The 13900-nt window shown below is 70.3% G+C and carries 14 protein-coding genes; 10 read left to right on the forward strand and 4 right to left on the reverse strand.

Translation table 11 applies throughout. From position 1 onward, the window contains the following. Position 1 precedes the first annotated feature (1 nt). The 10 genes from H7965_RS04580 (at position 2) to H7965_RS04625 (ending at position 9406) form a co-directional block, all read left to right on the forward strand. Positions 2-355: a YunG family protein gene (locus H7965_RS04580; protein WP_186769352.1), complete on the forward strand. Its 354-nt coding sequence runs from the start codon at positions 2-4 to the stop codon at positions 353-355. Further along, the gene (gene hpnK / locus H7965_RS04585) at positions 352-1170 is read left to right on the forward strand and encodes a hopanoid biosynthesis-associated protein HpnK (RefSeq protein ID WP_186769353.1); all 819 of its coding nucleotides are present in this window, start codon (positions 352-354) and stop codon (positions 1168-1170) included. The genes H7965_RS04580 and hpnK overlap by 4 nt, the downstream gene beginning before the upstream one ends. Further along, entirely contained in the window at positions 1167-2138 is a 972-nt protein-coding gene (locus H7965_RS04590; RefSeq protein WP_186769354.1) for a lysylphosphatidylglycerol synthase domain-containing protein, read from the forward strand. Before hpnK ends, H7965_RS04590 begins: the two co-directional genes overlap by 4 nt. 29 nt (positions 2139-2167) lie before the next feature. Beyond that, complete coding sequence (locus H7965_RS04595; protein ID WP_186769355.1) at positions 2168-3127, forward strand: Bug family tripartite tricarboxylate transporter substrate binding protein; 960 nt, start codon at positions 2168-2170, stop codon at positions 3125-3127. 449 nt (positions 3128-3576) lie between these two features. Beyond that, complete coding sequence (locus tag H7965_RS04600) at positions 3577-3813, forward strand: hypothetical protein (RefSeq protein ID WP_229682436.1); 237 nt, start codon at positions 3577-3579, stop codon at positions 3811-3813. Between the two features lie 667 nt (positions 3814-4480). Further along, positions 4481-4843: a MarR family transcriptional regulator gene (locus H7965_RS04605; protein WP_186769357.1), complete on the forward strand. Its 363-nt coding sequence runs from the start codon at positions 4481-4483 to the stop codon at positions 4841-4843. Between the two features lie 136 nt (positions 4844-4979). Beyond that, positions 4980-5717: a CoA transferase subunit A gene (locus tag H7965_RS04610; protein WP_186769358.1), complete on the forward strand. Its 738-nt coding sequence runs from the start codon at positions 4980-4982 to the stop codon at positions 5715-5717. Then, positions 5714-6373 carry a 3-oxoacid CoA-transferase subunit B gene (locus H7965_RS04615; RefSeq protein ID WP_229682435.1) on the forward strand — a complete coding sequence of 220 codons (660 nt, stop codon included), beginning with the start codon at positions 5714-5716 and terminating at the stop codon, positions 6371-6373. The genes H7965_RS04610 and H7965_RS04615 overlap by 4 nt, the downstream gene beginning before the upstream one ends. Further along, positions 6370-6975 (forward strand): 2-hydroxychromene-2-carboxylate isomerase, encoded by a 606-nt coding sequence (locus tag H7965_RS04620; protein ID WP_186769360.1) that lies wholly within the window; start codon positions 6370-6372, stop codon positions 6973-6975. The genes H7965_RS04615 and H7965_RS04620 overlap by 4 nt, the downstream gene beginning before the upstream one ends. 136 nt (positions 6976-7111) lie before the next feature. Continuing rightward, on the forward strand, positions 7112-9406 hold the full coding sequence (locus tag H7965_RS04625; RefSeq protein ID WP_186769361.1) for a xanthine dehydrogenase family protein molybdopterin-binding subunit: 2295 nt from the start codon (positions 7112-7114) through the stop codon (positions 9404-9406). A 204-nt stretch (positions 9407-9610) separates the two neighbouring features. On the opposite strand, the gene H7965_RS04630 is transcribed toward H7965_RS04625, so the two are convergent. From H7965_RS04630 to H7965_RS04645, 4 genes are all read right to left on the reverse strand, one after another. Beyond that, on the reverse strand, positions 9611-10060 hold the full coding sequence (locus tag H7965_RS04630) for an RrF2 family transcriptional regulator (RefSeq protein ID WP_186769362.1): 450 nt from the start codon (positions 10058-10060) through the stop codon (positions 9611-9613). Positions 10061-10193: 133 nt separating this feature from the next. Continuing rightward, positions 10194-10874 (reverse strand): cold-shock protein, encoded by a 681-nt coding sequence (locus H7965_RS04635; protein WP_222440460.1) that lies wholly within the window; start codon positions 10872-10874, stop codon positions 10194-10196. 787 nt (positions 10875-11661) lie between these two features. Further along, positions 11662-12900 (reverse strand): MFS transporter, encoded by a 1239-nt coding sequence (locus tag H7965_RS04640; protein WP_186769363.1) that lies wholly within the window; start codon positions 12898-12900, stop codon positions 11662-11664. A gap of 93 nt (positions 12901-12993) precedes the next feature. Then, the gene (locus H7965_RS04645) at positions 12994-13863 is read right to left on the reverse strand and encodes a LysR substrate-binding domain-containing protein (protein ID WP_186769364.1); all 870 of its coding nucleotides are present in this window, start codon (positions 13861-13863) and stop codon (positions 12994-12996) included. Positions 13864-13900 lie beyond the last annotated feature (37 nt).

Genomic DNA, 13900 nt, shown 5'->3' on the forward strand with positions numbered 1-13900 from the left:
CATGCCGCCCCGCTTCGACCCGGCGGAGGTGGAGGCCCGCCTCCGCCGCGCCTGGTCTGCCGGCTCGAGCAGCCGCTGGCGGCCGGACAACCCGGCCCTCGGCCAGTGCAGCGCGACCGCGCTGGTCCTGTACTCCATCTATGGCGGCGAGCTCCTGAAGACTCCTGTCCCCTTCGAGGGTCGGATGGCGCCGCATTTCTACAACCGGATCGCCGGCCGCAGCTTCGACGCCACCGCCAGTCAATTCGCCGCACCGCCCGCCTATGCGGACGAGCCGAGCACGCCGGAGGAGGCGCTGGCGGATACCTCTTCGTCCCAGGTCGCGCATCTGCTGGCGGCCTTCCGCGCCGCGTGACTTGCCGCCTCATCCTCAACGCCGACGATCTCGGCCTCGCCTCCGAGGTGAACGCCGCGATCGAGCAGGCGCACCGCGAGGGCGTGCTGACCGCCGCCAGCCTTATGGTCGGCGAACCGGCCGCCGCTGAGGGCGTCGATATCGCCCGTCGCAACCCCCGCCTCGCCGTCGGCCTCCACCTGACGCTGACCGATGGCACCCCGACCTTGCCGCCCAAGCGCATCCCCGCCCTCGTCCAACCAAATGGCCGCTTCCGCGACGACATGGCCGGGCTCGGCCTCATCCTCGCCACCTCCCGTGCCGCCCGCGCCCAGCTGCGCGCCGAGATCGCCGCGCAATTCGCTGCCTTCCGCGCAACCGGCCTCGCCTGCGACCATCTGAACGCCCACAAGCACTACCATCTGCACCCGGTGATCGCCGCCATCGCCTTCGCCGAGGCCGCGCGCCATGGCATCCGCGCCGTGCGCATTCCCTGGGAGCCGCCCGCCTTGGTGCCCGGTGCCGGCCGCGCGCTCTGGCCGCTCACGGCTTGGCTCCGCCGCCTCGCCGTGTGTCACGGCCTGCGCGCGCCGGACCGCGTCATCGGCCTTGCCTGGTCCGGCGCCTTCACCGCGGATCGCCTGGCCGAGGTGCTGCCGCGCGTCCCCGCCGGCGTCACGGAGATCTACCTGCACCCCGCCACCGCCGGCGGCTTTCCCGGCGCCGCGCCCGGCTACCGCTACGCCGAGGAACTTGCCGCGCTGCTCGACCCGCGAGTCCGCGCCGCCTGTGCGGCGTTCGCCACCGGCGGCTACACCCGGATGCTCGCGGCATGATCCGGCTTGGCCCGCTGCTGGCGCTCGGCGGCTTCGCCGCGGCGCTGCTGCTGCTGGCGCAGCAGGATCTGTCGGAGGTCGGTGCGCTGCTGCATGCGGCCGGCTTCGGCCTGGTGCTTGCGGCGCTGGCGCACATCCCCTCCATGGCGCTGAACGGCCATGCCTGGCGGATCCTGCTGCCGCGGCGGCGCCGGCCATCGCTGGCGGCGATGACCGCCAATGTCTGGATCCGGGAATCGGTGAACGGCCTGCTGCCGGTGGCCCGGGTTGGCGGCGAGATCGCCTCCTACCGGCTGCTGCGCGGGGAGGGGGTGGCGGTGGCGCCTGCCGCCGCCAGCCTGATGGTGGACATGGCGATCTCCATCCTCAGCCAGCTCGGCTTCGCCCTGCTTGGGCTGGCGCTGCTGGCTTGGGCCGGCGCCGGCATCGGCTGGGGCGGCATCGCGCTGGCCATGCTATCCGGCGTGGCGCTGGCCGGCGGCTTCATCCTGGCGCAGCGGGCCGACATCCTCTCCCGCGTCGCGCGCGCCTTGAACGCGGTGGCCGCCGGTCGCTTCCAGGCCTTCGCCGCCCACTCGGAGAAGATCGACCGGATGACCCGGCGGCTGTGGCGGGTGCGCGGCGCCATCGCCGGCTGCTTCCTATGGCAGCTTGCCGGCTGGATGGCGGGCGCGCTGGAAATCTGGCTGGCGCTGCATTTCCTCGACAGCCCGGTGACGATGGCCGAGGCGCTGGCGATCGAGGCGCTGATCCAGGCGGTCTCCTCCGCCGCCTTCCTGGTGCCCGGCGCGCTGGGATTGCAGGAAGCGGGCTTCCTCGGCCTCGGGCTGCTGCTGGGGCTGCCGCCGGAGGTCGCGGCGGCGCTGGCCATCGCCCGCCGGCTGCGCGACCTGATCATCTTCCTGCCGGGGCTGCTCGCCTGGGTCTGGGCGGAGCGGCGGATGGCGGAGGCCCCGATGCAGGCGTAGGATTCGCGCCCGAATCCCGGAGACTGTCCGTGCCGACACGCCGCGCCGCGCTTGCCATGACCTTCCTGCCCTTCATGGCCCGGGCCCAGGAATTTCCCAACCGGCCGCTGCGCATCATCGTCCCGGCGGTCGCCGCCGGCGGTTCCGACACCTCCACCCGCATCCTGATTCCGCGTTTTTCCGCCGAGCTCGGCCAGCCGGTGATCGCCGACAACCGCCCCGGCGGCTCCGGCACGCTGGCGAATGACCTGCTGGCGCAGGCGCCGGCGGATGGCCATACGCTGCAGATGGGCACCATCGGCAATCTTGCGGTGAACCCGCTGATCCAGCGCAACCTGGCGGTCGAACCGCTGCGCGACTTCACCCATGTCTCGCTGGCGGTGCAGGTCACCAACCTGCTGGTGGTGCCCGCCGACCGGCCCTGGCGCAGCGTGGCCGAGCTGGTGGCGGCGGCGAAGGCGCGGCCCGGCAGGCTGGCCTATGGCTCCTCCGGCGTCGGCTCGGCCGGGCATCTGGCCGGGGCGCTGCTCGACCAGGTGGCGGGCATCGAGAGCGTGCACGTGCCCTATCGTGGCGGCGGGCAGCTCATCACCGACATTCTGTCCGGCAAGCTCGACTTCTCCTTCGCCACCGCGGCGACGACCTTGGAACATGTGGAGACCGGGCGCCTGCGGGCGCTGGCGGTGCCCTCCGCCGAGCGCTCCGGCCTGGTGCCGAATCTGCCGACCATGGCGGAGACCGGCGTGACCGGCTACGCGGTGTTGAACTGGTACGCGCTGGTCGGGCCACGCGGCCTGCCGCCGTCCATTACCGCCCGGCTCAACGCCGCGCTGCGGGCAGCGCTCAGCGACCCGGAGGCGGTGCGCAAGCTGGCGGCGCAGGGGATCGAGCCGCTGCCGAGCACGCCGGAAGAGGCCACCGATTTCCTCCGCGCCGAGGTGGCGAAATGGCGTGCGGTGGTGCAGGCGGCGCGGATCGGACAGGATTAGAGCGTGACCGCTTGAGGTTGGAACGACCGAAGGCGTCAATCGCACGACCAGCTCGGAGGTGCTCGGCGCCGGATCTGCCAGCGGATCGCCCGCTTCGTCCCCGATCATCCGGCCGCCACCCGGGCTGATCCCTTGTTCGAGGCAATGCGGACGGCAGGCGTTCCACCTGTCAGTCTATTTTACAGATCATCTTCCAACCGCGCGGCACGAGTTCGTAACTTCTTGATTTCCTAGTGCCGCTACAGCTGGCACAAAATTCGCAGCCTAGTATTGCATGTACATGAATTGCGCTGCCGGTAGGAACTGCCCGACTGCAACCAAGGGATCAGCACTCCTGCCCCAGTGCGCATCCTGCCGCGCGAAGGGCTACTGACATGACTGGCTCAGGGTCCACTCCCCCCGCGACCATACGCCGCAGCCGCCGGCTGCAGGATACGATCCTGGCCGCGGTGCATCGTGCTTGTGACGACGGCCAGCTTGACCTTGCCGCCAAGCTGCTGCGCGTCGGCGAGGAATCCATGGCTGTGGAGTCCGACCTCCGCCGGCGCCGGCAGGATCTGTGGGGGCTGATCGCGGCGCATGAGCGGCTCTGGCATCTGCGTCACGATGACTGCGAGTCCTCTGCGCTCACGCATCTGCACAGCGCGGCTGACATGGGCTTCGGCGCCGCTCTGGCGGGTGATTAGAACAGGCTCTGTCCAGGCCGGCTCATACCAAAGGCCCCACACGCATGGCGTGCGGGGCCTCGCATAATAATAGTGCCTGTCAGTCCCGGATGCGTCCTGGTGTCCTTCTGCGGCTGCGCCGCAGAAGGCGTGCCGCAGCGCCGAATGGAAGGGAGCGTCATGGCTCGGGAGCGCCTCCCAATCCGAGCGGACAGGCGGCGCAACCGTGAGGGTCTAGGTGAAAGCCTAGGCGTGCGCCTATGTCAAAGCCCATCGAGCGCGTGGAAATCATCACCGGGTATACAGGCAGCGCCATGGGGCCATGGTTTCATCCGCATCGGATCGAAGCCGGGCCGAGAAAAAGATCGATAGATCTTAAGCAATAATTCCCATGGCGCTGTAAGCACAGGCTGATCGCCTCACGCTCCTGACCAAGCAGTTCGCCACATCGGCTCCGCCTGCGCAGCGTTCCGCAAGACGCATATGGCTCCGCAACATTAACACGCTGGTAACAGTATCGCGAACATGTGCCTGAACGGCCTCGTTTCCTATCGTTATCGGCGAAAATTGTCTATCGATACCCCATTGGGTTGTGTGCGTGGTTGGCGACACACCTCAATTCTGGGGGCTCCGGAACGACAGGCCGGCGCTTCACGCATTGCCGGTAAGGAAAAGAGCAGGAGTCGTGATGAACGCGTTGGACGAAGCCTATGGGCTGCCACATGTACTGCGCGAGACGATCCTGGCCATGGTCAGGCGTGACGGCGCAGACCTCTCCGCACGTCAGCTTGCGGTACTGTTGACGGTCTATCTCACCGAAGGCCCACATACCGTGCGCGGCCTGGCGGCGGAACTGCGGGTCTCGAAGCCCGCGATCACCCGGGCGCTGGATCGGCTCGGCGAGCTGGACCTGGCGCGCCGCAAGACCGATCCGCTCGACCGGCGGAGCGTCATCGTGCAGCAGACCGCCGCGGGCCAGACCTTCCTGCGCGAGTTGCGGGCCGCCATGGTCACCGCATCCAAGGGGGAGGCGACACGCGCCGCAGCATAACCGCTGCGCCGCGGGGGCTTGGCTCCGGCCCTCGCGGCTGCGGTCGCGCAGCGCACCATTACTGCGCCGGACCCGCTGGACGTTCTGCCCCAGTCGCGCCACGCTGCCGCCAAATGAGGTGGAGGACGCGGCACCGATGGCGCGGAACAAGATATTGGACAGCTTTGCCGCGGCAATCGCGGATATTCCCGATGGCGCGACCGTCGCCTTCGGCGGCTTCGCTGGTCCCGGCACCCCGTACAATCTGACCAAGGCGCTGCTGGAGCAAGGCGCGAAGCGCCTGACCTGCATCGCCAACACCACCGGCGGCGCGCATCAGCCACGCATGCCCGACATCGGCATGCTGGTGGAGAACGGTCAGGTGGCGAAGGTGGTGTGCAGCTTCACCGCCGCGACGCGGCCGACCGACGTGCTGCCCTTCACCCCCTATTACGAGCGCGGCGAGGTCGAGGCCGAACTCGTGCCGCAGGGCACCCTGGCCGAACGGCTACGCGCCGCCGGCGCCGGCATCCCCGCCTTCTACACCCCGACCGCCGTCGGCACCGAGCTGGCCGAAGGCCGCGAGACCCGCGTCATCAACGGTCGCGAATACCTGCTGGAATACGCGCTGCCTTGCGACTACGCCTTCATCCGCGCCTGGCGCGCCGATGCCGCCGGCAACCTGCAATTCCGCCTGGCGCAGCGCAATTTCTGCCCGCTGATGGCAATGGCGGCGAAGACAGTGGTGGTGGAGGTGGAGGAGGACATCCTGCCCGCCGGCGCGATCGACCCTGACCAGGTGCATGTCTCGGGCATCTTCGTCCAGCGCCTGGTGAAGATCCCCCCGGCGCCCGAAGGGCTATGGACCGTCCGCCGGCAGGAGCGCGCACGATGAGCAGCACGGAAACGAAGGGCTGGGACCGCCAGCAGATGGCCGACCGCTTGGCGCGCGAGTTCCAGGACGGCTGGATTGTCAACCTCGGCGTCGGCATCCCGACACTCTGCAGCAACACCGATATTGGCGACCGCGACATCCTCTACCACGCGGAGAACGGCGTCATCGGCTACGGCCCGGTGCTGCCGGCGGGACAGGAGGATCTGCATCTGGTGAACGCCGGCGGGCAGAATGTCTCGCTGAATCCCGGTGCCGCCATCGTCCACCACGCCGACAGCTTCGGCATCATCCGCAGCGGCCGCATCGATGTGACGGTGATGGGCGCCTATGAGGTTTCGGCCGGTGGCGACTTCGCCAATTGGAAGGTGGGCAGTGCCAAGGGCGGCGGCATCGGCGGCGCCATGGACCTCGCGGCCTGCGCCAGGCGGGTGTTCATCATCCTTGAGCACAACACCCGGAAGGGCGAGCCGCGGCTGCTACGGCACTGCACCCTGCCGGTGACGGCGCGCGGCGTGGTGACCTTGGTGGCGACCAACCTCGGCCTCTTCGCCCCGAATGGCGATGGCTTCGCAGTGCGCGAGCTGGCACCCGGCATCAGCTTCGAGGAAGCCCGTGCGAAGACCGGCGCACCGCTTACGGAGGAGGGCCGCGCATGAGCCTGCACATCGACTACTACGCCTCGCTCAACTCGCCCTGGACGCATCTGGGCGCGGCGCGGATCGAGGCGCTGGCGGCGCAGCACGGCGCCTCCCTGCGCATCTGGCCGGTCGATTTCGGCACTATCTTCGCCGGTTCCGGCGGGCTGCCGCTGCCGAAGCGCAGCCCGCAACGCCAGGCCTACCGGCTGCAGGAACTCGCCCGCTGGCGCGAGCATCTCGGCATCCCCATCCACATCCGGCCGAAGCACTTCCCGGCAAGGGAGCTGCCGGCGGCCGCCTGCGTCATCGCGGTGCGGGAGACGATAGGTGATGCGCCGGCGATCCGCCTCGCCCATCGCGTGCTGAAAGCCTGCTGGGAGGATGAGCTGGACCCCGGCGACCCGCCGACCCTCGCCCGGCTGATCAATGAGATTGGGCTGGATGGGGAGGCCGTGCTCGCCCTCGGCCAGGAGCCGCGCTGGGCGGAGCGGCGGGAGGCCGATACCGCGGCGGCGCTGGCCCGCGGCGTCTTCGGCGCACCGAGCTACGTCATCGGCGAGGACATCTTCTGGGGCCAGGACCGGCTGGAATTCGTCGCGAAGAGGCTCGCGCGGGGCTAGCGCCGGGCCATACTCTTCCCCGCAGGACCGGGGGACGGATGATGGCGGCACTGGCAATGACGCTTGAACGAATCAGGCGACAGGAGGCGTGCCGCCCTGGCCCGGTTGCCGCCGCAGTGCGGCCGGGGGCGCCGACATGAGCGGCGAATCGCTCCGCCGGCGTGAGGATGCGCGCTTCCTCACCGGCCAGGGCCGCTACACCGGCGACCTGATCCCCGCCGGTGCGCTGCATGGCATGGCATTGCGCTCGCCGCATGCGCATGCCCGCATCCTCTCGATCGATGCCGCCGTGGCGCGGGGGATGCCCGGGGTGCATCTGGTGCTGACCGGCGCCGACCTCGCCGCCGAGGGGCTCGGGCCGCTACCCTGCCCGGCGCAGGTGGCGACGCTGGCGCCGATTATCATCCCGGCGCGCCATGCTCTGGCGCGGGATGCGGTGAAGCATGTCGGTGAGCCGGTCGCCTTCGTCGTCGCCGATACGCCGGCGCTGGCGCGCGACGCCGCCGAGGCGATCGCGGTGGAGTACGAGGCGCTGCCCGCCGTGGTCGAAAGCCGTGCTGCGCTCGCCCCCGGCGCGCCGCAGCTCTGGCCTGAGGCGCCGGGCAATTGCGCCTTCCGCTTCGAGCGCGGTGACCGTGCCGCGACCGAGGCCGGCATCGCCGCCGCGGCGCATGTGATCGTGCTGGAGCTGATCAACAACCGGGTCCACGCCATCCCGATGGAGCCGCGTACCGCTGTTGCGCAGTACGCCGATGGCCGCTTCGACCTGCTGCTGTCCGGCCAGGGGGTGCATGGCATCCGGCGGCAGCTGGCGAAGGATGTGTTCCACCTGCCGGAAGCGGATTTCCGCCTGCATTGCCCGGATGTGGGCGGCGGGTTCGGCGCCAAGAATTTCCTCTTCCCCGAATATGTCGCCTTGCTCTCCGCCGCGCGCCGGCTTGGCCGCGCCATCGCCTGGACCGGCGAGGCGACCGAGGAATTCCAAGGCTCGGTGCATGCCCGCGACTACCGCGGCACGGCGCGGCTGGCGCTGGATGCGGAGGGGCGCTTCCTCGCGCTGCATGCGCAGATGGTCGGCGACCTCGGCGCCTATTGCTCGGCCAATGGTCCGGCCTGCCCGACCAATTCCGTCTCCACCGCCATCGGCGGGGTCTATGCGATTCCGGCGATCTTCCTGGAAGTGACCGGCGCCTTCACCAACACCCTGCCGGTCGATGCCTATCGCGGCGCCGGCAAGCCGGAGGCGAATTACCTGACCGAGCGGCTGGTCGAGGCGGCGGCGCGCCACCTTGGCCTCGATCCCATCGAGATTCGCCGGCGCAACGCCATTGCCAGCTTCCCCTACCGCAGCGCGACCGGGATGCTGATGGATACCGGCCGCTTCGGCGGCAACCTCGCGGATCTGGAGGTGCTGGCCGACCGTGCCGGCTTCGCCGCGCGCCGCGCCGCCAGCGAGGCCCGCGGCCGGTTGCGCGGCCTCGGCATCGCCTGCTTCCTCGAGACCTCGCGCGGCGCACCGCATGAATGGGCGGCGGTGCGCTTCGCCGCGGATGGCATGGTCGATCTCGCCATCGGCACGCAATCCAACGGCCAGGGGCATGAGACCAGCTTCCCGCAGATCGCCGCCGCCCAGCTCGGCCTGCCGGCGGAGCGCTTCCGGCTGGTGCAGGCGGATACCGATGCGGTGGCCTTCGGCAATGGCCATGGCGGTGCCCGCTCGCTGCACGTCGGCGGGACCGCGCTGGTGATGGCGATGGATACGGTGCTGGCCAAGGCAAGGCTGCTGGCGGCGCATCTGCTGCAGGCCGCGCCCGAGGAGGTGGCCTTCGCCGCCGGCCGCTTCACCGTCGTCGGCACCGAGCGCGGCATGGCGCTGGAGGCGGTGGCGGAGGCGGCGCGCGACCCGGCGATGCTGCCGGAGGGCATGACCCCGGGCCTCGACGCCGAGGCGAAGAACCTGTCGGAACTCGTCACCTTTCCCTCCGGCGCGCATGTCGCCGAGGTGGAGATCGACCCGGAGACCGGCGCCGTCGCCCTGCTGCGCTACCAGGCGGTCGACGACTACGGCAGGCTGATCAACCCGCTGCTGACCACCGGCCAGGTGCAGGGCGGCTTGGCCCAGGGCATCGGCCAGGCGCTGCTGGAGGAGGTCGTCTACGACCCGGAGTCCGGCCAGCTGCTCTCCGCCTCCTTCATGGATTACGCATTGCCGCGGGCCGAGGATCTGCCCGACCTGGAGGTCGCGCTGCGTGAATTGCCAACCCTGTCGAATCCGCTCGGCGTGAAGGGGGTGGGCCAGGCGGGGGCGATCGCCGCGCCGCAGACGGTGATGCATGCGGTGCTGGATGCGCTGCGGCCGCGCGGCGTCAGCCACATCGACATGCCGGCAACGCCGGAGAAGATCTGGCGAGCGCTGCGGGCCGCCGCGTGAGGTTCATACCAGCGGCCTGAACACTGACAGGTTCAGGCCCCCCTCAAATGCCGGGTGTCGCGCCATAAGGCGCGCCTTGCGGCGGTGACCCTTCGGTTTGCTTGGCTTCGCCGCACCGGCGGCGGGCCGAGTTCCGATACCCAATGGCGGTTGCGCAGCAACGCCCATGGGCACCCGTCGCGGCGTCGGATCGGCCCGTTGGTGTCAGATCACAAAGTTGAGCGGCTCCACCGTCGGCCGCTTCACCCCGGCGGCGGCGGCGCGCTTGATCAGGTCGGCGATGGTCAGGCGTGCCAGATGGTCGCGGCACAGCGCTTCCATCTCGCTCCAGAGCGGATGCACCACCGCCGCCTGCAGCCGACCAGCGGGGGCTTCGCCGCCCGCAGCATCGTCATCGAGAGCTGTGGAGACGATCTCGGCCAGTCGCAGGTCGCGGGCGGGATGGCCCAGCCGATAGCCACCCTTGGGACCGCGGATGCTGTCGAGCAGGCCGGCGCGCGACAGGGCCTGCAGCACCGGCTCGATGCCCCGGCGCGCCTGGCCCAGCCGTTCGGCGATGTCGGCGGCGCTCACCGCCTCGGTCCGCCCGGCATGGAAGGCTACATCGAGCATGATGGCGACCGCGGTCATCGCGCGTTCCCGCCGCAGCAACATGCCTATCTCCTCCAGCCCGATTCACGCAGCATTGCCGTGATTATGTGCCGGGGAGACGAGCAGGACCAGCCCTGCGCGGCGCGTTCGTCCCGCGCAGCTTCGGGCCGGCGGGCCCATGGGCCCGCCTGGCCTGTCAGGCCTTGGTCAGCGAGGAGGCTTCGGGGCCCTTCTTGCCCTGCACCACCTGCATCACCACCGCCTGGCCCTCGCCGAGCGGGGTGAGGCCGCTGCGCTCCAGCGCCGTGGCGTGGACGAAGACGTCGCGCCCGCCGCCATCCGGCGAGACGAAGCCGAAGCCCTTCTCCGCGCTGTACCATTTGACGGTGCCGCGCACTTCCTCGGCCGGGCCGGAGGGTACGAAGCCGCGGCCACCGCCGCCGCCGCCACCGCCCATCCCGCCTGCGCGCGGGCCGCCGCCGAAGCCGCCGCTCCGTGGCGGCGGGGCCTCGCCCTCGGCGATCTCCAGCACATCGGTCACCTGCTGGCCCTTCTGCCCGGGCCCGACGCGGACGCGCAGGTTGGCGCCGGGCGCCACCGCGTCCGCACCGGCTCGCTGCACCACCGAGACATGCAGGAAGGCATCGCCCGAACCGTCACCCAGCTCGACGAAGCCGAAGCCCTTCTCGGCGTTGAACCATTTGACCACCGCCTTGATCTCCGGTCCGGAGGAAAAGACGGAGGATTGCCGCAGCGGCGGCGGAGGGCCGCCACCGGCTGCGGGAGGAGGCGGTGCCCAACCGCCGAAATCCGGACCATCGTCATCGAAGCCGCGCTTGCGGGACTTCCGGGGGCGCCAGCTCTCGTTCTTGGCCATATCCTGAACTCTTCGGGCTCCTGCGGCGCTGCCCAGATGCGGGCAGCGACCGATCCTTACAATCCCCTTTGGAGAGCAGGACGCGGCAATTGGCAAGCGCCTTGGTGGGGCGATCTGCAAATATCACGAATACTGCCGCAAGGGACCATCCTTGCAGGCCAAAATTTCAGGCAATTGGCGTATTGCAGTCTCATAGTTTGATGGCATGGCGGTTGCTGCGCCGCAAGGCAGGTGCCCTGCCGATCAGCCGGCCCGGGATCGCCCGCTGCGCCCCGGCCGCATACCAGCGGCATGAGTCTTCCATTCATGCCGGGCGCCCAGACAGGCGCCGCGCCGAGTGCCGTGCAGCCAAGGCTGCGGCGCAAACCGCCCGGCGATAGGGGCGGCACTGATTGGCCACGATCAATGGCCGTTCATATCGGTTGCCCACCGGCCCCGCTCCGATCCAGCAGGGATGAGAACCGGCTGCGGCCTCAAGCTGACGGCGCCATCGAGGTCGAGCGGCCCACGCCCCCGGCAGTGGCGGGGCTACCGCTCCGGTGCTTGGCCGCACCAGCCGGTAAAGCACCGCCTGGGCGGTCTGGTCGAAGGCGATGCCAAGACCAGTGACCGCGGTGATCGCCAGCGGCAGTGCCGCCCGCAGCCCCAGCACCCGGTGCCAGTTCGCCTGCCGACGCCGGGCGTCATTCCCAGACAGCGGTGCAGCCGCCGCATTCATCCCGTCCCGTGCCAAGGCACGGCAATTCAGGCGAGGCTTCGGCATCCGGCCACTGACACCGGCGTGACCCTATTCCGCTGCCACCACCCCCGCGGCCGGCTGTCGGCGCGAACTCCCCCGCGCCCCGCCGGCGCAGAGCAGGGATAGGCCGAGCAGGCCGGCCACTACCGGCAGCACCAGCCAGGGGTAGCCCATGTCGATCAGGAACCCCATCGGCACCGGCACGATCGCCGAGCCGAGCGGCAGGCTGGAGGAGACGAAGCCGAACACCTTGCCCATCTGCCCCGGTGGGCAGGCATCCTTCAGCATTACGTCGCGCGGGGCGCGGGAGGTGCCGAGGGCAAGGCCGGCCAGCCCGGTCACCACCGGCAGCACCGCCTCCGGCAGCGGCAGCAGGCCGGGGATCAGCAACAGCGCCATGGCGGCCGCGGTCAGCGCCATCACCATGCCGAGCAGCCCGCCCTTGGCCTTGTCGGCAATCCAGCCGCCGACCAGCGTGCCGGAGGTAGCCCCGACCATGTAGCCGGTCAGCGCCGCCGAGGCGGCCAGCACTGGCGTGCCCCAGAGCTTGCCCAGCACCGTCACCAGCCAGGCCTGGATGCCGGAGCCGGCCATCGAGGACAGCAGGAAGAAGGCGAAGAACAGCAGCATGGGGCGGGACAGCAGCAGCTCGCGGCCGGCAGGCCCGGCCTCCGCGGGTTTCGGCTTGGCCTGGTCCTGCAGCACCCGGCTCTGCAGCAGGATGGCGGCGACCACCGGCACGCCGACCAGCCCGACCGTCAGCAGCGCGCCGCGCCAGTCCATCAGGGTCAGCAGCAGGGCGATGACCGGCGGGGCGAGGGCAAAGCCCAGGTTGCCGGTGAAGGTGTGCAGAGCGAAGGCGCGGCCCATGAAGGATTTGGTTGCGCTGCCGGCGAGGATGGCGTAATCGGCCGGGTGGATGACGCTGTTGCCGACGCCGGACAGCACCGCCAGCGGCAGGATCACCCAGAAGCTCGGTGCCAGCGCCATGGCGGAGATCGATAGCGCCATGATCAACGTGCCGCCGATAAGGAAGGGCCGCGCCCCGTAACGGTCCACCCAGAAGCCGACCGGGGTTTGCAGTGCTGCCGTTGTCGCCGACATCAGCGCCACCGAAAGCCCGAGGGTTGCGTAGGAGACCTCGAATTCCGTTCGCCAGGCGAGGAACAGCGGCGGCAGGCAGAGCATGTAGAAATGCGACAGGAAGTGCCCGGTGCCGATCAGCGCGATGATGCGCGCGTCGCGGCCGCCGGAAGGCGCGGCATCGGCTGCGGAAGGCTGGCTCATCGCAAGGCCCCGATCATTCTGGCCGCGCCGCAGGGCGCTGGCGGTATCCGGCAGCTTCCGGTTAGCCTTGCCGGAAGCGGCGTGCAACCGGGTTCACGCCGCCATCGGCAGCCGCGCCTTGCCCAGTGCCTCGCGGATGAAGCGCACCAGCGGCTCGACCAGCTGGGTCCGGCCGGCGGCATCGCCGAACACCGCCATCTCCGCCACGCCCAGCTCCGGCAGCCCGTCCAGCTCCGCCAGCCCCTCCGGCAGCCCGGCGCGGCCCAGCACGGTGACGCAGAGCCCGGCCTGGGCGGCGGCGGCGATGCCGAGCAGGCTGGCCGAGGTGAACACCACCTCGAAAGCCAGCCCGGCGCGGGCCAGCCCGGCCAGGGCGCGTTCGCGGAACATGCAACCCTGCGGCAGCATCGCCAGCGGCAGCGGCCTGCCATCCGGCGCCAGCCAGCCTGGGGTGGCGACCCAGACGATCGGCTCGGTCCAGATCGGGCTGCCGATGGTTTCGCCATCCCTGCGCTTGCCGAGCACGAGGTCAAGCGCCCCCTTCTCCTGCGCCGCGCGCAGCTCATGGCTGCGCCCGACCTCCACTTCCAGCCGCAACTCGGGGAAGGTGGCGGCGAAGCGGGCCAGCACCGGGGCCAGGCTGCGCGGCAGGAAATGGTCGGCGACGCCAAGCCGGAGCCGGCCGGTGACCGGGGGCGCCACCATGCGCCGCACCGCCTCGTCATTCAGCGCCAGCATGCGCCGGGCGTAGGCGAGCAGCGTCTCACCGTCCCGGGTCAGCGCGACGGTGCGGCTGGTGCGATCCAGCAGGCGGCGCCGAACCAGTTCCTCCAGTCGCTTGATCTTGAGCGAGACCGCCGATTGCGTCAGGCCGAGCGCCTGTCCTGCAGCGGTGAAGCCGCCGCGCTCCGCGACAGCGACGAAGCCGCGGAGCAGGTCGAGGTCGAGGTCAGGGATGCGCATGGCATGAGTTTCCCTCATGCCATGCGCGGTATCAATG

It is taken from the genome of Siccirubricoccus deserti (assembly GCF_014283215.1).
Lineage (GTDB): Bacteria > Pseudomonadota > Alphaproteobacteria > Acetobacterales > Acetobacteraceae > Siccirubricoccus > Siccirubricoccus deserti.